Raw genomic sequence first — 19,893 nt, forward strand, 5'->3', positions numbered from 1 at the left:
TCGCTTCGATAGACGCGGTAACCCGGCCACCCCAGAATCTTCGTCCACTCACTGTCGCTCATCCCGCCGAGCGTACCGCCAAACCGCTACTCTGGAATCCAGTAAATCCACGAGTTTTTCAGATTCCTGCGCAGAGCCCCTTTTTGTAAACTGTGTTGCGCACAATTGTGCAGGAGCGTATGGGACTGGATGACATTTGTGGAGCACTAAGCGAGTTTTGTTCTAAAAAACGGATTTGCCAGAATGGGAGCCTGGCACCGCGGGGACATCTCTCTGACAGGGTTCGCTTTACCGGTGTCGTCACAGTCGCTTGTGACAGTGTTCCGTTTGTGGAACAAATGCTTGTCTATGTCGCAGGCGCCGTCGAGCAGGGAGTAATCGGTATGAAGATGGAGGTGAACGAATTCAGACATGAGCCTAGTTCAATTCTATGGGTGGGAACTGCTCCTGGGAAGAATTTCGCGATGTGGAAAACGCGGCGGAAATTCAGCCGGCGCGGGGACGACCGGTTGAGGAGCCGGCAAAATGAAAATATTCCTACCTCTTCCTTATCTTGTCCTTTTTCGCGGGCGCCGGCTTTTTCTTCGGCGCGGATTTCTTGGGCTGCGGCTGGGGAGGTGGGGGCGCCGGCTTGGCGGCTTTGGCGGGCGGTTTTTCCGCCGGCTTTTCGACTTTCACCGTGGCTGCGGGCGCAGGCGCAATTGCTGCCTTTCCTTTGCCCTTTCCCTTCTTGCCCGGCGTCGCCGCTGCCGCGGCCGGCGTGGGAGCGGCGGCGTCGGCCTTTGCTCCCTTGCCCTTCCTGGGTGGAGGAGGCGGAGGTGGTGGTGGAGGCGCGTAGGGCTTGAGAAATTTCAGAATCTCAGTGCGCGACCGCAGCTTGCCGTCGAGCAGCAGCAGGAACGCTTCCTGCTCGATCTGGGGATAAGCCGGCAACTGCGGCGTGATGCGCAACTCCGCCATCTCGGGCAGCGGGAGCTTTTGGCGTACCTGCCGCCATTTGCCGAAGAAATTCTTGATCTTCTGCGCGACCGCCTGTTGGCGCGCCGTGGCGTCGAGGAACAGGATGGTCTCCGGCTTGGCCTCCGACAGCAAGTGCCAGGTGCGCGAAGGTGTGGCCGCTTCCTTGCCAGTGAGCCGTTTTGCCAGTTTGGCGGCGTCGTCATCCAGGTTGCGCCAGGTTTCCAAAAAGTGCCGCCGCGGGATCAGCTTCTGCATGTCGCGAATGTCGGCATCGCTGAGCCGACGCGTAAGGAAGTACATGACGGCCGGCGCCATGTCCACGTTGTAGCCGAACTGCATCATCTGCTGCCGCGTCTTCAACAACTGCGACAGACCGGCCGCGTCCACCTTGGCGACTGCCCAGCGCGAGTTAAGGACCGCCAGCCAGCCTTCTTTCTCCAGTGCACGCAGGATATGCAGCGGGTCTTCTTCGTAGGCCAGCGCCTCAATCTCCTGCCCGATGGCGCGGTCGGTGATGTACTCGAGGTAATTGTTTTCTTTGGCGGCGTCGTAGCGGGCCTGGGTGCGTTCCTCCAGCGGCCAGTGGAAGCGATGCGTGAAACGGGTGGCGCGAATCAGCCGCGAGGGTTCTTCCAGAAAGGCGTAGTTGTGCAGGATGCGGATGACCTTGGCCTCGATGTCGGCCACGCCATTGAAGGGATCGAGCAGCAGCCCGCGCGAGCCCGGGTTCAGCGACAGCGCCATCGCGTTGACGGTGAAGTCGCGGCGGCGCAGGTCTTCGGTAATCGTCGCCGGCACGACGCGCGGAGGTTTGCCCGGCTTCTCATAGACCGCCGAGTACGCCATGCCGATTTCTCCGCGCACGTTGGCGGCGAACAGCACGTACAGCGTCTTGGTGTCGTCGTCCACGCCCTCGACGATGGCGCCGGCTTTCTCCAGGTCCTTCTGCAGCTTCAGCGCATTTCCTTGAACAGTGAGGTCGAGGTCGCGGATGGGAAAGCCGGAGATGATGTCGCGGATGGTCCCGCCGGTCAGGTAAACGTTCGTCTCCTGATTGCGGGCGACATCCTGGACCAGGCTCACGGCACGCTGCTGCTCCGGCGTGAGCCGGGTCTCCATGGTGTAGATGTAGTCGGCCATCGTGCTCTTGGAAGCTGTTCCACGCGGGGAGCAACCCGGGACCAGGTTTCGACTGTAAGTGGCGCGTTACGTGGCACTTACGAGCGTAGCTACACCGCCGCGAACCACCGACAATAACACAAACGTTGATCCCTTGGCTACTCTCTGTGTTGTTAACTCGGTTTCCGACCCGGAAAAGTGCGAAAATTAAGTTCCGGCTGATGCGTTGCAGTTGGCGCGTCGCTGGCGGATGGTATGCCTTCAACCCACAAGAAAGTCGTGGTGCGTAAGCTCAATCGCGACACCATCAGCGGCTACGTGTCACCCAACAACTTCATCGCCGACGGCAAGGTCGAAATCCTGAATACCTCCGGCAACGTTGTTGCCATCGATTTGAAGGACATCAAGGGGATTTACTTCGTGCGCGAATTCGGCGAGCCCGATTCGCTGCGCAAGACCTTCACCACGCGCCCGCGCACCGAGGGACTGTGGGTACGCCTGCGCTTCCGCGACAACGAGGTCATGGAAGGCATGATGCCCAACGATCTCACCTTGGTCGGGCCGGATGGCTACCTCATCAATCCACCCGACACGCGTTCCAACACGCAGCGCATCTTCGTGCCGCGGAGTGCGCTGTCGCAATTGACGGTCCTGGCGGTGATCGGCGCCGCTGCGGGACGCCGCCGTGCCGCCGCCGCCGACGTGCGCCAGGTGCCCATGTTCACCGAGTAAAGCTCCCGCTCGCTTCCCGACGCCGGCAATTCAGCTCGTAAGCTACAATCTGGGCAACGATCCTATGAAACTTTCCAACATCGCCGCCACACTAGGGGCTCGTCTCGACGGTGACGACGTGGAAATCACCGGCGTGGCGGGTATCGAGGAAGCCGCTCCCGGACACCTTACCTTCGTCGCCAATCCCAAGTACGCGGCCGCCGCGCGCGTCACGCGGGCGTCGGCGGTGATTGTCAGCGACGACTTCCCCGCCATCGCCGCCGCCACCCTGCGCTGCGCCAATCCGTACCTCGTATTTGCGCGCGCCATCGAGTTGTTTTATCACCCGCCGCGCTATTCCATCGGGATTCACTCCACGGCGGTGGTGCACCCATCGGCGAAAATCGGCAAGCACGCCGCGATCGGACCCTACGCCGTGGTCGAGGAAGATGTCGAGATCGGCCGTCACTGCGTGCTGCTGCCGCACGTGGTGATCTATCGCGGGGCGCGTATTGGCGACAACTTCTTTGCCCACGCCCATGCCGTGGTGCGCGAGTTCTGCCGCCTCGGCGACAACGTCATCCTGCAGAATGGCGCCATCATCGGCGCGGACGGATTCGGATTCGCCAAGAATGGCGATGGCGGCTGGCACAAGATTGTGCAGTCCGGGCCGGCGGTGCTGGAAGACGATGTCGAAGTGCAGGCCAACGCCTGCGTGGACCGCGCCAGCGTGGGCGAGACGCGAATCCGGCGCGGCGCCAAGATCGACAATTTGGTGCAGGTTGGGCACGCCTCCGAGGTCGGCGAGAACTCGCTGCTGTGCGCACAGGCAGGGCTGGCAGGATCCACGGTCGTCGGCAACAACGTCATTCTAGCCGGGCAGGTGGGCGTCGCCGGACATTGCAAGCTCGGCGACGGAGTGATCGCCACCGCGCAAAGCGGAATTCCCAACGACGTCGAGGCGGGCAAAACGGTGAGCGGCTACCCTGCCATCGACAACAAGCAGTGGCTGCGTTGCGTCGCCGTGTTCAATAAGCTGCCGGACTTGTCGAAAGCGGTCCGCGCCGTTCGTCCTGCAGGAACCGCCGCGCCCAGGGAGGGAAAGAAGTAAGCCTTCACCTCAGGGTGCTGCGCGTAACGCTGATTGCCGGTAATGTCCTCCAAATTAGGACACCACCTTATTGCCTAATTCCTAGGGGCTTTCTGCCGCATCACGTATGATGTACGGCCTAAAACTATGGCTGACGTCACTACGGCGACCGGCAAGGCGAGCAAACCGATCCGCGTCCTCCTGCTCGACGATCTGGAGGACAATCTTGTCCTGCGCTCGACCATTCTTCGGCAGAAGGGTTACAGCGTCGTCACCGCGTCTTCGATCGAGGAAGCGGAGCAAAAACTGAGTGACATTGACATCGCCGTGCTCGACTACCACCTCGGCGCGGGCAAGTTTGGCACCGACGTCGCCGATTCGCTGCGCCAGAAGCGTCCCCAGGTTCCGATCATCATTTTGTCCGCCACCCTGGAGCGGAAATTCGGCGGGATTGCCGATATCCACCTGCTCAAGGGCCACAGCTCGGTGGATGACCTGCTGGGCGCGCTGCGCAGCTTTGAAGCCAAGCGCCGCGGCAAGCCCGTGGTGGTGGACGCGCGCGACTTCTACTACCGGCGCATTTCCGAGGCCATGGGGGATGACGTGGTGATGGAGGTCCTGGACCGCGACGGCAACTGGCTCTACGTCAACGATTATTTTGCCAAGCTGTTCGAAAAGAAGCTGCCGTACTTTGTCGGCAAGAACAAGTTCGAGGAATTCCCCGAGGCGGGCGAGGACTGGCGCGAAATCATCCGGACCGTCGCCGATACCCGCGAAACCTACATCGACCGCGGTTTTCGTGGGCTTCCCAACCTGCCGCGGAAATCGGCGCGCTGGACCTGGAACGTGCTCGTCTTCCCCATCAAGCTGCACAACGACCGCGATGGCGTGGTGCTCACCGCCCGCCTGATTGAAAAAAAAGGGATGTGAGCGCCACCGTTCTTCCCTTCGCGGATCATGCTTCGCAAATCACACATGAATGACCTGGTGGTCGGCACAGTCGGATTGCGCTGCCTGGTAGAGGGTGTGCAGCAACTGGCGGCCGTGGCGCGCAAGCAAGGAAACGCCGGCGATCTCGCGCTCCTGGAGATTCTTGTTGGGGAACAACACCGAGCTGAGCCAGTCGGCATGGTCGCCGACCTCCCGGTTGCGACGCAGTTGTGCTTTGCCGGCGCGGGCTTGCAGCCGGCGCAATTGGTAGAGCATCTTCGAACCGGCGCGGCCCGCGGCTTCCACCAGCGTGGGGTCGAGCTTTTCCAGTAAGGCGCGAATCTTGCCCAACGATGCCATCACCGCTTCTTCGCCCTCTTTGAACTCGCTGCCCAGTTCGCCGGGGATGCTGCGCAGCGCCAGCAGCTCGCGGAAAACCTCCGGCCCATGGAACAGATCCGTCAGGCTGGCGTGGTACTTGCCGAATAAGCGCTGCGCGCGCGCATCCAGCAGGGTGGCGCTAAAGCGCGGGAGGACGGGCGTGGTGCGGCCAAGCACTTCTTCGTACACCACCGCCGTCTGCGCGAAGTAAGCCACCTCGGCCGGACCCCCGGTATAAGCGATCGTGGGCAGCAGGTAATCCTGCACCACCGGGCGGAGCAGGACGTTGGCGCTGAAGCGCTGCGGCTCGGCGGCGATCTGTGCCAGCAAATCGTCTCGTGAAATCACATCGTGCCCGACGACAAAGCCGCCATTGCGTCGGTGGATGACCTCGCGCGTGCCTTGGCGTTTTTCAAACAGCAGCGTGGTCGCCGGGGTGACCTTCACCTGCTCGTGATACCCGGCTGCCCGCAGTTCCTTGCCGCGCGCCAGCAACGCGTTGTCGATTTCCTCCGCTCCGAGAACAGCGGCGCGGTAAACCGGCTGAGCGATGGCGTGCAGCTCCGGATCGGAGGCATCAAGCAGAATCACTCCGAATTCGCCGAACAATGCCGCAAACAACTTGGCGAAAGCGCTGCCCAGAGTTTCCCCGGAACGATAGGCGGTCTTCAACAGGCCAGCGATGTCGGTATCGCCAAGCAGTTCCGCGGCGCGTGCCACTACCGCTTCAATTTCCGGCCCCAAGCGGACATCGCTGATGGGGGCATTCGGCGCCCCCTGGGACTCCGTGATCAGCTTCTCCCGCTCCCCTTCCGCCGTGAACAGGGTGGTGTGGTTGACCTCGACGAGGTCATGGTCTTCGGTGGCGAGCCAGAACACCGGGACACAATCTACGCCTTGAGCGCGCGCTTGCTCGGCGATACACACTGCCGTCAGCGCCTTCAACAAGGAAAACAAAGGCCCGCCGAACAATGCAACCTGTTGTCCGGTGACCGCAGCCGCAGCCCCGGTGCGCAGGCGTTGGATGCTGGCCAGCGTCTGCTCGGAAGCGCCAACGGCGCGGTTCTGCCGCTCCAGGATGGCTGCCACGGCGTCGCGCCGCCGCTGGTCATAGTGCAGCGAGCCGGCCACCTTGGGGAGCCAGTCGCGCTGCCGCGGTGGGTAGGAATAGAAGCGCTGTACCCGCTCGAAGTCGTAGAGGAAATCCCGGAAGAGCTGCGAAGTGTGAGGAATCGCCGTAAAGGGGATGCAGTCGCTGGGCACAGACGTTGGATGAGCGGGCATTGCGCGCGGGTTCCGTGAAATCGAAAAATCCTGATTCTGAGGTAGGGACGGGTAAGGGCCGTCGTTAGTCCTATTTGGTAGAAGGTACTTCGCTGTCGTTCTCCGGGACAACCGGCCACGGTCTACGGACTGCCGTGTTCGCAAAATCCACCGGCGCCAGCGGATTATCAAGTAATTTGACTTCCCACCGCTTGCTGCCATAATTAGAAGTAGCTCTTTGACAGCAGAACCCTTGTCAACGGCCTTCCGCCTGGCCTCAGGGCCATCACGACGGACGGCAAGCAAGGGATCTGCCGCATATCACCGAATGGGGGCGTCACGGCTTCGACGGAGATGCTTGCGGTAGAGAGGCATACCGGGGTGCACACACCCGTAATCGCGTGCAAAACCAATAATTGCCAACCAAACACTGGCATACGCTGCTTAATTAGTTAAGTAGCCGTCCTCCGCGGCTTCGCCTACGGGCCGTGAAAGGGCGTCGCACAGTAGGCTGGCTTCCGCGTGCGGCCCGAGCGCGGATGCGAGAACCAGGGCTAGCGGCCTGCGTTTCTTGTCGTGTTCTGACCGCGGGCGGCGAACGTTTCCCTTGAGTGGGAAGCAGGAACGCGAATAAGTATGTAGGCTCTCTGCCAGTGACACCTTCGGACGCGGGTTCAACTCCCGCCGCCTCCACCAACCTCATTCGTTGATTTATGCAAAACCTGTCAGCAGCCTGCGGCCGGCTCCGGCCCGCAACGCTGAAGCACTTCCCTATCCTAGGACTGTAATTTGAGAGCAGCAGCCACAATCGATTTTGCCCATTCTGGAACGCTGGTCAAATCGCAGGATTCAGGGATCTTGCCGTGCGTGAGATGAACAATCAACTTTGGTTCTGGCGTTTGCCCTTTCATCGGATCGGCGTCCTCGGAATTGTCATAAAGCAAGAGTTCGGTCAGCTTGGGAAGTAGCTGAATCAGATTGAGCCGGCTCTGGATGTATCGCTGTCGGATTCTCTGTTCAGGGATGTCGTGCCCACCCCTCTGGACCCTGGAACGAACACGCGCAATATGAAGCTCTGGACTGTTAAGACCGACATACCAGATCCTGACCTCGAATCCTTCACGTAGCGCCTTTTCCAACAGCGCTGTGATCGTTCTTCCGCCGAGAGTTGTTTCAAATGCGAAATCAAGTCTCTCTGCAATGGCCCGCTCCAGCAATCTTTTGCCCTCATACCAAGCCTGGCTGTTCGCCTCGGCCCTTGGAATGCCGGGGTTGGCTGATTCAATGAGCCGTGTCGCCTCATCGGGATTGAAATAGTTGACTCCTTTTTCGACGAACATGGCGCCCACGATGCTGCTCTTACCAGCTCCATTGGCGCCAGCCAATACGTATAAGCGGGGAATTTGAGACGGATCAGCCACGTTTCCGGGCGGCCGCTAACGCTGCCCTTCCAAGTTCTCTAGGGGAAGCATGGAAGGCGGCTTCCATGGCATTTCGCGCCCTGCGACTCTGCATTTGCGCCAGAAGCGAATCGAATTCAGCGGTCAGAGTATTAATCCTCGATTCGGGCGACAAAAGATTGAACTCGTCCATGGACATCAAGACTGCCTTCGGAGCATTGTGTTTTGTGATTACGACCAAATTCCCCTGAATGGCTTTTTCAAGCATTCGAGCAAACTCATTTTTCGCCTCGCTGGCGGTGAACGACGAAGTCCTGCCAGCGACGAACCGTGCCGCTTGAGGCGCCGCACGTTTGCTCCTCCGAACCGCCATGGACTCCTCCGCACAAACGTACTCTATCTAGTTTAGCTATTTTAACTAAAACAGTCAATAGGTCGGGCCAATTGCACCCGTTGGCCAAATGGCGTCAGATGAATAGCCAGGAGGCCAGTGATGGAGACGGAAGCAATTGCCGAGGTTCTGGGCGGCCGAAAGGTGCTCGGCCGAGTGGTCAAGAGCCCGGGCGAGCTGGCCCAACTGGTGCGCAAGGGGCTACCCGCAAATTCCGTTGTCGCGCTTGCGGAGAAGCTTCATGTCGGCAATACCGTTCTGTCGCGAAAGCTGGGAATTCCGCAGCGCACGCTGACTCGCCGCCTCAGCCAGCATTCCCGCTTGACCGCTGCTGAATCGGACCGGACAGTCCGGCTGGCGCGTGTCTACGCCAATGCCATCGAGATGATCGGAAGCGAAGAGACCGCAGTCAAGTGGCTGGGCACCGCCAACCGGGCCCTCGGAGGCGAACGGCCGTTGGACCAGCTCGACACCGATCTCGGCGCCCGAGCTGTGGAGGATGTACTCGGCCGTATCGCTTATGGCGTTTATAGCTGATGCGGTTCTGGAGAATCTGCCGCGAACGCTATGCCGCCGCTGCCGCCAACGGTGAAGGAGCGCGGCTCTATGGCGGACGTTGGAGCAGCCGTGGCGTGCCGGCGGTGTACGCCTCAACCTCACTCGCACTCGCAGCCGTCGAGACCTTCGTGAATCTGGAACCGAATCTCCTACCGGCTGATCTCGCATTCATCGAAGGAGACATCCCCGATGCGCTCGGGATCGAACGCCTGGAGCTCAAGGAACTGCCCGACGGTTGGCATCGCACGAGAGACGAATCTCTGCGCCGCTTTGGAGACAAGTGGATCCGCGCTGGACAAACGGTCGGGCTGCTCGTCCCTTCCGCAGCCATTCGAGGCGACTGGAATATTCTGCTGAATCCTGCCCACCCGAACCTCCCAGCAGTTAAGTTTCATGCGAAGCGGCGGTTTGAGTTCGACGTACGAATGTTTCGCTAATCATTTCGGGGGGAACTTACTCATAAATCTGAACCTGCGCCGCCAGGAGCGTATTGCACGCACCCAGCGGCCGCAGGCTCAGTCGCGATTCAGGCTCGAGCCCGAACCTCAGGTCTTATGCCGCTTTCCCCAGTTGATCGCGCATTTGCTGCGCAAACCGGCGCATCGCGGCGACGTGACCCGGTGAACGGCGCTCAATCCAGGTTTCATAGCGGTTGGCAGCTTTTTCCAAGTGTGCGAGGAACTGCTTATTCGCGAAACGCTCCCGGCCCTGCTGGATACCGGGTTTGACGCGTTCCCACACTCCGAAAAACTCGCCGCTCGTCTCAAAGAAAAGGTCTTCGTGGAGCAATCCATAATTGAGCAACGCGCAGGCTTGCTCCCAATAACTGAACACCATCATGACGAACGCGCCCGCTTCCGTTCCGGGGGGCGCGATTCGCATGCCATCGTCAAAGCTGTCCGCGAAGTAGTTCTTGAAAAACCACTCGCGCGCCTGCCGCAGTCGGGCCTCGCGGCGCATCTCGTAAATTTGCAGGTGTAGTTGTGCTTGTTCGTACGTGGGCTTTGTTTCCATGGTCCTTGGTCTCCTTTTGTTCTTGTCGCGGTGTGTGAATTGCCTGTGTCGCAATGTTTCAGATACAACAGCACTGCTTGGCCGACTCCCACCCTCCCTGCTTCATGGCTGCCGATACGCCTGCTGTAAGTGTTGGATGTCAATTTTGTCCATCGCAAGCATTGCCCTGATAACTCGATTCGCTTTTTTCGGATCAGGGTCATTCATCAGCTTGCCCAAAGCGGTAGGGATGATTTGCCAGGAGACGCCATACTTGTCTTTCAGCCAGCCGCATCTGCTTTTTTCTCCGCCGGCAGAAAGCTTCTCCCACAGCTCATCCACTTCTTGCTGCGTCGCGCAGTTCACGAAGAACGATATGGCCGGCGTGAAAGTGAATTGTGGGCCGCCGTTTAAGGCCATGAAATCTTGCCCATCGAGCTCGAAGGTCACCGACAATACCGTTCCCTTCGGTCCCGGCCCTGCTTCTCCACAACGGCTGATGCTGGCAATTTTCGAGTTCTTGAAAATAGAAGTGTAGACATTCGCAGCTTCCTCAGCTTTGCCATCGAACCACAAGAATGGGGCGATTTTTTGCATATCGTTCATCTCCTTTGACGAGCACTGCAGACGACGTGACGCGGCCTGATTAACTCTTTGGCCTGCTGGTGAGCGCTGTCTATGCCGCCTTTTGTGGCACCGGTGTCTCTCCGGCGAGGGCCTTGGTAGAGACCTCGTCCCGCGTGGCCGCCTGGAACCACCCCGGATAGAGCGGCGCCGGTGCCGTCATCGTGTCCAGTTCCGCTAATTCGGTCGCGTCTAAGGTTACGTTCAGTGCCCCGAGATTGTCCTCCAGTTGCGCCGTCTTGCTCGCCCCCAACAAGATCGTGCTCACGAACGGCTTTGCCAGCATCCAGGCCAGCGCGACCTGCGCGACGGTAGCACGATGTCCTGCGGCGATCTTCTTCATGCGCTCGATCAAGGCGTAACCACGCTCCACGTCGACAGGCAGGAAGTTGGACTGAGCGATACGCCCGCCGCCGCCGGTCGGATCCTGGCGCGTATACCGTCCGCTCAGGAACCCGCTCGCCAGCGGACTCCACACTACGATCCCGATGCCCGCGTCGTGGCAGAAGGGTACGACCTCGTGTTCGATATCGCGCCCCACCAGTGAGTAGTACATTTGCGCCGCGACGAACGGCGCCCAGCCGTACTTCTCCTGGATCCCGCGGAATTTCGCCGCCTGCCACGCCGACAGGTTGGAGTACCCGACGTAGCGGACCAGGCCGCGCTGCACCAGGTTGTCGAGCGCGCGCGCCGTCTCTTCTTCCGGTGTGAATGGGTCGGGCTTATGAATGGAAAGCAGATCGAGGTAGTCGGTGCCCAACCGTCGCAGGCAGGCCTCGGCCGCCGACAGGATGTACCCGCAGGATGCGCCCGCACGCGTCACGGCATCGCCCGAACGGAAGCCGATCTTGGTCGAGATGATGACGTCCTTGCGGCGCTGGCCGAGCGCGCGTCCCAGCATCTCCTCCGACTGACCGCCGGCATACATGTCGGCCGTGTCGAAGAAATTGATGCCGGCGTCGAGCGCGCACTCGATCAGCGCGCTGGCCTGCTCCTGGCCGGTCTTCCAAACCGAGGCCATCGGATCGTCCGCCGTGGCCTTGCCAAACGTCATGACGCCGAATGAGAGCCTTGACACAATCAATCCTGTCTTGCCCAGATGTGCATACTTCATCGCGTCCCTCCGAAACCAATTCGATGATACTGGCGTGGCAGCGGACTCGTGGGGCGACGAATCAGTACTCAGCAGGGGCGACCGCATGGCCTTCTGGCACTTCGAAAAAACCAGCAAGTTACGTCGTATCAACAACCGAAATATTTCGACTCTCGAGGCCACCACCATTTCTTCTTTTCGAATTTCATTTCAGGTCAGTCCCAATAAAATCACTTCCGTACCGGCCTCAATTTTGCAATCTCTGCTCACCTCTCCCGCATCAAAGGTGCACGCGCAAGGATCGCCGGCGCGCCCACAGGATCGGAGAACCAACCACGAATGCGGTCGGTAGCCACAGTTTTGGACGCCATCCACGTAGCGCCCGCAGAACGGACCGCCATCATCATTCCGGAGAGCGGGGCGCGGGTCACCTACGGATCGCTGCGCGAGCAGGTCCTGACCATGGCCGACACCCTGGCGGCGGCGGGAATTCGCCGCGGCGGCCGCGTGGCCATTGCCTTGTCCAACGGGTTGCCGGCCATTGTGAGTTTCCTGGCGGCCTCCGTCGCCGGCACCGCCGCGCCCATGAATCCGACTTACAAGTATCAGGAATTTGCTTTTTACCTGGAGGACACCTCCGCGCGCGTGTTGATCTGCAGCCCGAAAGATGGCGAAGCGGGTCCGGCGGCCGCCGATCTCGGCATCCCGATCCTGCCGGTGGTGCTCGATGAGAAGGGCACAGTCCACCTGCAGGGCATTTCACCCAAGCCCTGGACAGTCGCGCCCACCGCCGACGACATCGCGCTGGTGCTGCACACCAGCGGAAGCACGGGCCGTCCCAAGCGCGTGCCGTTGCAGCATCGTAACCTGGCGCAGTCGACGAAAAGTATCGTCCAAACCTACGCGCTCACGCCCGACGACGTTTCCCTCTGCTTCATGCCGCTGTTTCACGTGCATGGCATTGTCGCCTCGACGCTGGCGACGCTGCTCTCCGGTGGCACCGTAGTCGCGCCCACCGGCGTAAATCCGTTGATGTTCTGGCGCCTGGTGCGGCAGTACCGCGTCACCTGGTACACCGCCGTGCCCACCATCCATCACGTGGTCGCAGGCCGGGCGCGCAGCAACGAGCGCCCCAGCGACGGCGGTTCGCTGCGCTTCGTGCGCTCCGCCAGCGCGCCGCTGGCGCCCGAGATGATGCGCAAGATGGAAGAAGTGTTTGGCGTGCCGGTCCTGGAAGCCTATGGCATGACCGAGGCCGCCCACCAGATGGCCTCCAACCCTCTGCCTCCCGCGCCGCGCAAAGCCGGCTCCGTGGGATTGCCCACTGGACTGCAGATCAGCATCATGGATGCGCTGGGCAATCATCGCCCCCAAGGCGAACGCGCCGAGGTGGTCATCAAGGGTCCCAACGTGTTCAGCGGGTACGAGAACAATCCGGCGGAGAACAAGCTGGCGTTCAGCAACGGCTGGTTCCGCACCGGCGACGAGGGCTGGCTCGATCCCGACGGCTACCTGCATATCTCCGGGCGGATCAAGGAGCTCATCAACCGCGCCGGCGAAAAGGTCGCGCCACGACATGTTGACGAGGTGCTGGCCGAACATCCCGCCGTGGCCGAGGCGGTCGCCTTCGGCATGCCCCACCCCTCGCTGGGCGAAGAGGTCGCCGCTGCCGTGGTCTTGCGCCAAGGCTACACCGAAGCCGACCTGCTGAAGTTCTGCCGCGAGCGCCTGGCGCACTTCGAGTGTCCCAAGAAGATTTTCATCGTGGAGAGCATTCCGCGCACTGCGACCGGCAAGATCCAGCGCCGGATCGTCGCGCAGACGTTGTGCGGCAACAAGGAGCACGTGGCATGAAGTTCCTGATTGCCGGCGCCGGCGCGGTCGGAGCTTACATGGGCGCCAAGATGGCCCGCGCCGGGCTGGACGTCACGCTCTTCGCACGCGGACGGCAACTGCAGGCGATCCAGGAGCGCGGCGTGCGCGTGCAAAGCGTGGACGGCGATTTCGAAGCGCGCCCCAACCTTACCGCTAATCTCGACCAGGTTGGTCCCGTCGATGTCCTGTTTCTGACCGTGAAAGCGCACAGCCTGGCGCAGCTTGTGCCGCAACTGAAGAGCGTCATGGGGCCGGACACCACCGTGGTCAGCACGCAAAACGGAATTCCGTGGTGGTATTTCCAGGGTACCGGCGGCGAGTTGAAAGGGATCCGGCTGGAAACGATCGATCCCGGCGGCGCGGTTTCTGCCGCCATTCCCGCCCAGCAGGTAGTCGGCTCGATCATCTATTTCGCGACGCATGTCATCGAGCCCGGCGTCATTCGCCACACGGAAGGCAGCCGCGTCTCGCTCGGCGAGCCCGACGGCACCCGCTCCGACCGTTGCCGGAAGATTGCCGCAGCGCTGGTCGCCTCCGGGCTGCGCTGCCCCGTCACCACTCACATCCGCCGGGAAATCTGGGTCAAGATTCTCGGCAATGTCGTCTTCAATCCCATCAGCGCCCTCACTGGCGCCACCCTGGTGCAGATGGCGTTTCATCCCGAGGTTGCACCAATCGTCCGCGAGATCATGCGCGAGACCGAAGCCCTGGGCGCCAAGCTCGGCTTCGAATTGCCGATCACCATCGAACAGCGAATCGCCGGCGCCGCCAGGGTCGGCGAACACAAAACCTCCATGCTGCAGGACCTCGAAGCCGGACGTCCGCTTGAGCTGGAGGCCATTGTGGCCGCGGTCGTCGAACTGGGAGAGCGCCTGAAAGTGCCGATGCCGCACACCCGCACCATCTACGCCTGCACCAAGCTGCTGGCTGAAGTCCGCACCGGCTGCGTCTCCAAGATGCCCGAGAACGAGATGACCGCTGAGCAAACCAAGACAGTGACGACCGCTGATATCGCTTCCGTTGCGCGCGAACTCCTCTCCGCCCACCAAACCGGCCAGATGGTCGCGGTTCCACCCTGTGCACGAGGGTTCGATCTTGACGCCTGCTACGCCGTCGAATGGGAGATCAAGCGGCTGCGCGAACAGGCTGGGCACAAGGCCGCCGGACGCAAGGTGGGGTTCGCGAATAAGGCCATGTGGCGCATCCTCAAGCTGGAGACGCTGGTCTGGGCGCATATGTACGACGACACCGTGCACTACGCCAACGCCAATTCCGCCGAGATCGCGCTACCCAAGGCGCGCTCGCTGAAGATCGAACCGGAAATCATGTTCGGCCTGAAACGGCCGATCACGGAAGGTTTGGATGCCGCCGCCGCGCTCGATGCCTGTGAGTGGATCGCCTTTGGCTTCGAGATCATTGACTGCCCCTACCCCGACTGGAAGTTTCAGCCGGGGGATTTCGTTGCTTCACTCGGCTTGCACTCCGCTCTGATTGTCGGCGAGCGTAAGTCGGTTACACCCGAACTGATTCCCACGCTCATGGAACAACTTCCCAAGTTCAAGGCGCGCATGTCGAAGAACGGTGGATTCGTGGAAGAAGGCTCGGGCAAGAATTCGTTGCGCAGCCCGGCGCTCTGCCTGGCCGAACTCGCCGCAGCTATCCTGAACCGTGGCCAGCCGCCACTCGGCGCGGGGGAAATCGTTAGTTCGGGCACGCTCACCGCCGGTCACCTCATGGCGACAGGCGACACGTGGACCGCCGAACTCGAGGGTCTTCGCCTCCCCAACCTCACCCTGCGTCTCATTCCCTAGAGACGACTCCGCTGCGTCTTACGGTCGCGTGGTAGGAATTAGGAGCGGCCCAGGTGATGGCGCACGTCGGCGCCTCGGACCCAGAAGATGACGTCCTCGGCAATGTTGGTGGCGTGGTCGCCGACGCGCTCCAGATTGCGCGCTATGATAATCGCATCCATCGCCTGTTCAGTAACTTGCGGAGATTTCTTAATGAGGTCGATCATGGTCTCGGCGATCTCATAATTCATCCGGTCCACGGTGTCGTCCATGGTGAGCACCTGCTCCGCTAGCTGCGCGTCGCCCAGAACGAACGCCTCCAATGCCTGGCGAATCATGAGGCCGGCGGTCGCCGCCATCAGCGGGATGTCAATCGGCAAGTCCACGGCAGGCACCTTGAGCAGTTGCTCTACCCGTTCCACGATGTTCACCGCCTGGTCGCCGACGCGCTCCAGGTCGGCGTTGATCTTGATCACGGCCAGAATGAAGCGCAAATCCACCGCCATCGGCTGCTGCATGGCGAGCAGGTCGATCGCCAGTTCGTCAATCTCGCGCTCGGCGACGTTGATACCCGCCTCGCTGTCGAATACCAGCTTGCACTGAGACCGGTCGCGTTCGCGGTACGCCTTCACCGCGCGGGTGATCGACTGCTCGGCCATGCCCGCCATCCGCAGCAGCCGGTCTTTCAGTTCGTCCAGGCCTTCATGGAAGCGAGTGCGCGTCATCCGAACCTGCCCGTGATGTAGTCCTCGGTGCGCTTGTCACCGGGCGTGGTGAAGATCTTCTGCGTCTTGTCGAACTCAATCAAGTCGCCCAGGAGGAAAAAACCTGTCCATTCCGCCACGCGCGCCGCCTGCTGCATGTTGTGGGTGACGATCACCACGGTGAAGCGTTCCTTCAGTTGATAGATCAGGTCCTCGATCTTGGCCGTGGAGATCGGATCCAGCGCCGAGGCCGGCTCATCCATCAACAGCACTTCCGGCTGCACCGCCAAGGCGCGCGCAATGCACAGCCGCTGCTGCTGTCCGCCGGAAAGGCTTGCTCCCGATTGTTTCTTGAGTGCGTCCTTGACTTCGTCCCACAGCGCGGCCAAGCGCAGCGACCGCTCCACGGTTTCATCCAGTGCGCGGCGATTCCGGAACCCGTTGAGCTTCAATCCCGCCGCCACGTTGTCATAGATCGTCATGGTCGGAAAAGGATTCGGCTTTTGAAACACCATTCCCACGCGCCGGCGCACTTCCACCGCCGGGGTACCGTTCCCGTACACGTCGGTGCTGCCGATTCTTACCTCTCCTTCCACCCGCGCCCCTGGAATGGTCTCATGCATGCGGTTCAGACAACGCACGAAAGTGGACTTTCCGCAGCCGGACGGGCCAATAATGGCCGTCACGGTGTTGGGCCGCATCTCCATGCTGATGCCATGCAGGGCCTCGGCAGCGCCGAACCACGCGCGCAGCCCGCGAACCTCGATTCCGACCCCCAAGTTAGGATGCTCCCTTCAACAGGCCGCGGCTGGCGATAATGCGCACCACCGAAATCGTCCCGATGATCATCACGATCAACACCAGCGCCCCCGCCCACGCCATCCGGTGCCAGTCGTCGTACGGCGAGATCGCGTAGGTGTAGACCTGCAGGGACAAGGCGGCGGTCGGCTGGTTGAGTTTGAGATTCCAAAACTGGTTTCCAAATGCGGTGAACAGCAGCGGCGCCGTTTCACCGGCCACCCGCGCAAAGGCCAGCATAATACCGGTAATCACTCCCGAGGTCGCGGTGCGCAAGGTTACGGACAAGGTGGTCCGCCACTGCGGAATGCCCAGGCCGAGCGCCGCCTCGCGGATCGTCTGCGGCACCATGAGCAGCATCTCCTCCGTCGCCCGCACGATGATCGGGATCATCATGATGCCCAGGGCGATGCCGCCGGCCAGCGCGGAAAAATGCTTTTGTGTGACCACCACCAGCCCATAGACCGCAATCCCGGTAACAATCGAGGGCACGCCGTTGAGTACGTCGGCGGTGAAGCGGATGACGTTGCCGAACGCATTGCGGCCGTATTCGGAGAGGTAAATTCCCCCGGCGATCCCCCACGGCACTCCGATCAGGCTGGCGATGCCGAGGATCATAAACGTGCCCACGATGGCATTCGCCATTCCGCCGCCCAGTTCCCCTACCGGCGCCGGCGTGTGGGTCAGAAACGCCCAGTTCAACGCACCGATTCCCTTGGCACCCAGGAATCCGAGAATCAGGAACAGCGGCACCAGCACCAGCAAGGCGGCCATGCCGGTGGCGGCCATCACGGCGCGATCCACAAGCCGCCGGCGCAAGCTCAACCGGACCGCCATCCCGGATTGCAGCTCCTCAGCCATACACCCTCGAAGGCGAGCCCCGCGTCGTCATCCACACCAGTAGCCGGGCCAAGGCGTTTACCACCAGCGTCAGCAGAAACAGCGCCAGCCCGATCTCAATAATCGCGCTGAGATAAAGACGGCCAGTGGCCTCGGTGAATTCGTTGGCGATCATACTGGCCATGGTGTAGCCGGGCGCAAACAGCGATTTCGCGATTTCCGGGCGGTTCCCGATGACCATTGTCACCGCCATGGTCTCGCCCAATGCCCGCCCGAGTCCGAGAATGATTCCGCCGATGATCCCCACCCGCGCGTTGCGCAGGATGCCGATGCGAATCATCTCCCACTGCGTCGCGCCCAGCGCCAGCACGCCTTCCCGCTGGTTCTGTGGCACCGTCAGCATTACCTCGCGCGTAATGGAGGAAATGAACGGCACCACCATGATGGAAAGGATCACTCCCGCCGCCAGCATTCCAATTCCGTAGATCGGGCCGGTGAACAGGCCCGTCCACCCGAGGTACTCCTTAAGGGGCGGGTCAATGTGTACGCGCAGGTAAGGCACCAGAACGAAAATTCCCCACAGACCGTAGATCACGCTCGGAATCGCGGCCAGCAGCTCCACGGTGAACGACAAAAGCGCGCGCAGCCGGCGCGGGCACATTTCATTGATAAAGATCGCCACCCCGATTCCCAGCGGCACGGCGATGATCAACGCAATCAGCGAGGAAACCAAGGTGCCATAGATGAACGGAAACGCTCCAAACTCGCCGCTCACCGGGTCCCAGTTGCTGCCCGCGAAGAAACCGAATCCGAACTTCGAGATCGCTAGCCGGGAGTGCCAGACCAGTTCGAAAACGATGAGCAGCACTACTGCGACCACCGACAGCGCTGCTGCCACCGTCAAGTACTTGAAAATCTTGTCGGGGACAATGCTGGTGCGGAAGTTGGGCGACGGCTGTAGCGGCTTCCCCGCCTGTACTACTACCTCAAAGTCAGGCCGTTTCGGCTGTGGGTCAGCCAAGTGCAACTCCGGTCTATTTCGCGTGTTCAATTGACAAACCAACGCTAACAGAGATTTGTTACAGGATTGTTAACTTCCCGCGAAATGAGAGGGCAGGCCGGCGTTTCCGATTGTGATGGGCTGAAAGCGCAGGGCGGAACAGGCGGAAACACCTCACTCTGGTGAAAACAAAAGGCGGCGGATAGCTGACCGTCGCCTTTTGTCAGGACATACCGCCGCTGCCGCTAGCGGATCTCCTTGATCTTTGCCCGTTCCATTTCCGCCACCTGCTTGGGCAGGGGGGCGTAATCGAGCGCGGTCACCATCGGCTCACCGTGATCGAGCATCCAGGTGAGGAACTTCACCATGGCAGCTTTCTTGCCTTGGTCCTGCCACTGCGTCGGCACCAGCAGATACGTAAAGCTGGATACTGGATACGCGTCCTTGCCGGAAGCATTGGTGATGGATACGCGGAAATCCGGGGGTACTTTCGTGCCCGCGGCTGCCTTCGTGGTCGTATCCAGGCTGGCTTTCACGAAAGTCCCCGATGCATTCTTGACCGGACCAAACGGAATCTTGTTCTGGAGCGCGTAAATCAGTTCCACGTACCCGAGTGCGCCCGGCTGCTGCGAGATGACTCCCGCCACCCCTTCGTTGCCCTTCCCCCCGAGTCCCACCGGCCACTTCACCGAGGTGTTGGACCCAACTTTCGATTTCCACTCCGGGCTGACCTTGCAGAGATAGTCGGTCCAAACAAACGTCGTTCCGCTGCCGTCAGAGCGGTGGACCACCACGATGTCCTGATCGGGCAGTTTCATTCCCGGATTCACACTGGTCAGCGCCTTGTCATTCCACTTGGTGATCTTTCCCAGGTAGATTCCGGCCAGCGCCTCGGGAGTGAATTTGATCTCCCCTGAGACCCCAGGCACGTTGTACGCCGGCACCACGCTGCCGAGCACGGTCGGAAACTGAATGATCGACTTGCCCAGGTCCTTGAGCTGTTGGTCATTCAGCGGCATGTCGCTGGCGCCAAAATCCACCGTGCCGGAGTGTAACTGTTGGATGCCGCCGCCGCTGCCGATGGACTGGTAGTTGATCTGCACGCCATTCGATTTAGCGAACTCGTTGAACCACTTGGAATAGATGGGATACGGGAAGGTCGCGCCCGCGGCGTTCAGATTTGTTTGTGCCCAGCTCGCGGCCGTAAAGATTGTCAGGAACAGGACCGCGCAAACCAGCATTTTTCGCATCACAATTCGATTCCTCCTATGCTTCTCCTTCTAACGGCGAATTGTTACAACGGCGTTACAGAGGGATGAATTTCCCATGAACGGGATTTCCGCCCGCGATTTCCTGGGGTTGTAATCGTCCTT

19 protein-coding genes and 1 other RNA gene are annotated in these 19,893 nt (G+C 60.9%); 8 read left to right on the forward strand and 12 right to left on the reverse strand.

The genetic code is table 11. The annotated features are described in order from the left end of the window. Positions 1-537: 537 nt before the first annotated feature. The gene (locus LAN64_00545; protein MBZ5566316.1) at positions 538-2,100 is read right to left on the reverse strand and encodes a CCA tRNA nucleotidyltransferase; all 1,563 of its coding nucleotides are present in this window, start codon (positions 2,098-2,100) and stop codon (positions 538-540) included. Positions 2,101-2,334: 234 nt separating this feature from the next. Here LAN64_00545 and LAN64_00550 point away from each other — a divergent pair, with 234 nt between their 5' ends. The 3 genes from LAN64_00550 (at position 2,335) to LAN64_00560 (ending at position 4,810) form a co-directional block, all read left to right on the forward strand. Further along, positions 2,335-2,811: a hypothetical protein gene (locus LAN64_00550; protein MBZ5566317.1), complete on the forward strand. Its 477-nt coding sequence runs from the start codon at positions 2,335-2,337 to the stop codon at positions 2,809-2,811. 64 nt (positions 2,812-2,875) lie between these two features. Beyond that, positions 2,876-3,901: a UDP-3-O-(3-hydroxymyristoyl)glucosamine N-acyltransferase gene (gene lpxD / locus LAN64_00555; GenBank protein MBZ5566318.1), complete on the forward strand. Its 1,026-nt coding sequence runs from the start codon at positions 2,876-2,878 to the stop codon at positions 3,899-3,901. A 126-nt stretch (positions 3,902-4,027) separates the two neighbouring features. Further along, the gene (locus LAN64_00560; protein MBZ5566319.1) at positions 4,028-4,810 is read left to right on the forward strand and encodes a response regulator; all 783 of its coding nucleotides are present in this window, start codon (positions 4,028-4,030) and stop codon (positions 4,808-4,810) included. Positions 4,811-4,849: 39 nt separating this feature from the next. Here the strand turns inward: LAN64_00560 and bshC are convergent, their stop codons facing one another. Further along, a complete protein-coding gene (gene bshC / locus LAN64_00565; protein MBZ5566320.1) occupies positions 4,850-6,475 on the reverse strand; it encodes a bacillithiol biosynthesis cysteine-adding enzyme BshC in 1,626 nt (541 codons plus the stop codon). Between the two features lie 309 nt (positions 6,476-6,784). On the opposite strand from bshC, the gene ssrA reads away from it, so the two are divergent. Beyond that, positions 6,785-7,150, forward strand: a transfer-messenger RNA (tmRNA) gene (gene ssrA, locus LAN64_00570). Positions 7,151-7,230: 80 nt separating this feature from the next. On the opposite strand, the gene LAN64_00575 is transcribed toward ssrA, so the two are convergent. Beyond that, on the reverse strand, positions 7,231-7,857 hold the full coding sequence (locus tag LAN64_00575; GenBank protein MBZ5566321.1) for a zeta toxin family protein: 627 nt from the start codon (positions 7,855-7,857) through the stop codon (positions 7,231-7,233). Positions 7,858-7,867: 10 nt separating this feature from the next. Further along, on the reverse strand, positions 7,868-8,227 hold the full coding sequence (locus tag LAN64_00580) for a type II toxin-antitoxin system prevent-host-death family antitoxin (GenBank protein ID MBZ5566322.1): 360 nt from the start codon (positions 8,225-8,227) through the stop codon (positions 7,868-7,870). A gap of 120 nt (positions 8,228-8,347) precedes the next feature. Here LAN64_00580 and LAN64_00585 point away from each other — a divergent pair, with 120 nt between their 5' ends. Together LAN64_00585 and LAN64_00590 are read left to right on the forward strand one after the other, a co-directional pair. After that, entirely contained in the window at positions 8,348-8,782 is a 435-nt protein-coding gene (locus LAN64_00585) for a DUF2384 domain-containing protein (protein MBZ5566323.1), read from the forward strand. Next, the gene (locus LAN64_00590; protein MBZ5566324.1) at positions 8,782-9,240 is read left to right on the forward strand and encodes an RES family NAD+ phosphorylase; all 459 of its coding nucleotides are present in this window, start codon (positions 8,782-8,784) and stop codon (positions 9,238-9,240) included. Before LAN64_00585 ends, LAN64_00590 begins: the two co-directional genes overlap by 1 nt. A gap of 115 nt (positions 9,241-9,355) precedes the next feature. Here the strand turns inward: LAN64_00590 and LAN64_00595 are convergent, their stop codons facing one another. The 3 genes from LAN64_00595 to LAN64_00605 all read right to left on the reverse strand — a co-directional run bounded on the left by LAN64_00595 (position 9,356) and on the right by LAN64_00605 (position 11,534). Next, a complete protein-coding gene (locus tag LAN64_00595) occupies positions 9,356-9,817 on the reverse strand; it encodes a hypothetical protein (GenBank protein ID MBZ5566325.1) in 462 nt (153 codons plus the stop codon). A 102-nt stretch (positions 9,818-9,919) separates the two neighbouring features. Beyond that, positions 9,920-10,393 (reverse strand): VOC family protein, encoded by a 474-nt coding sequence (locus LAN64_00600; GenBank protein ID MBZ5566326.1) that lies wholly within the window; start codon positions 10,391-10,393, stop codon positions 9,920-9,922. 79 nt (positions 10,394-10,472) lie between these two features. Continuing rightward, positions 10,473-11,534, reverse strand: a complete 1,062-nt coding sequence (locus LAN64_00605) for an aldo/keto reductase (protein MBZ5566327.1) — start codon at positions 11,532-11,534, stop codon at positions 10,473-10,475. Between the two features lie 318 nt (positions 11,535-11,852). On the opposite strand from LAN64_00605, the gene LAN64_00610 reads away from it, so the two are divergent. Continuing rightward, positions 11,853-13,367, forward strand: coding sequence for an acyl--CoA ligase (locus tag LAN64_00610; protein ID MBZ5566328.1), 1,515 nt, complete (start codon positions 11,853-11,855; stop codon positions 13,365-13,367). Then, positions 13,364-15,199: a 2-dehydropantoate 2-reductase gene (locus tag LAN64_00615; protein ID MBZ5566329.1), complete on the forward strand. Its 1,836-nt coding sequence runs from the start codon at positions 13,364-13,366 to the stop codon at positions 15,197-15,199. The genes LAN64_00610 and LAN64_00615 overlap by 4 nt, the downstream gene beginning before the upstream one ends. 38 nt (positions 15,200-15,237) lie before the next feature. Here the strand turns inward: LAN64_00615 and phoU are convergent, their stop codons facing one another. The 5 genes from phoU to pstS form a co-directional block, all read right to left on the reverse strand. After that, positions 15,238-15,903, reverse strand: coding sequence for a phosphate signaling complex protein PhoU (gene phoU, locus LAN64_00620; GenBank protein ID MBZ5566330.1), 666 nt, complete (start codon positions 15,901-15,903; stop codon positions 15,238-15,240). Further along, a complete protein-coding gene (gene pstB, locus LAN64_00625) occupies positions 15,900-16,661 on the reverse strand; it encodes a phosphate ABC transporter ATP-binding protein PstB (GenBank protein MBZ5566331.1) in 762 nt (253 codons plus the stop codon). The genes phoU and pstB overlap by 4 nt, the downstream gene beginning before the upstream one ends. Before the next feature lies 1 nt (position 16,662). After that, positions 16,663-17,541 (reverse strand): phosphate ABC transporter permease PstA, encoded by an 879-nt coding sequence (pstA, locus tag LAN64_00630; protein MBZ5566332.1) that lies wholly within the window; start codon positions 17,539-17,541, stop codon positions 16,663-16,665. After that, positions 17,534-18,547: a phosphate ABC transporter permease subunit PstC gene (pstC, locus tag LAN64_00635; GenBank protein ID MBZ5566333.1), complete on the reverse strand. Its 1,014-nt coding sequence runs from the start codon at positions 18,545-18,547 to the stop codon at positions 17,534-17,536. The genes pstA and pstC overlap by 8 nt, the downstream gene beginning before the upstream one ends. Before the next feature lie 218 nt (positions 18,548-18,765). Beyond that, positions 18,766-19,770 (reverse strand): phosphate ABC transporter substrate-binding protein PstS, encoded by a 1,005-nt coding sequence (pstS, locus tag LAN64_00640; protein MBZ5566334.1) that lies wholly within the window; start codon positions 19,768-19,770, stop codon positions 18,766-18,768. Between the last annotated feature and the right edge of the window lie 123 nt (positions 19,771-19,893).

This window comes from Terriglobia bacterium, assembly GCA_020073185.1.
In the GTDB taxonomy this organism is placed as follows: Bacteria; Acidobacteriota; Terriglobia; order Terriglobales; family Acidobacteriaceae; genus JAIQGF01.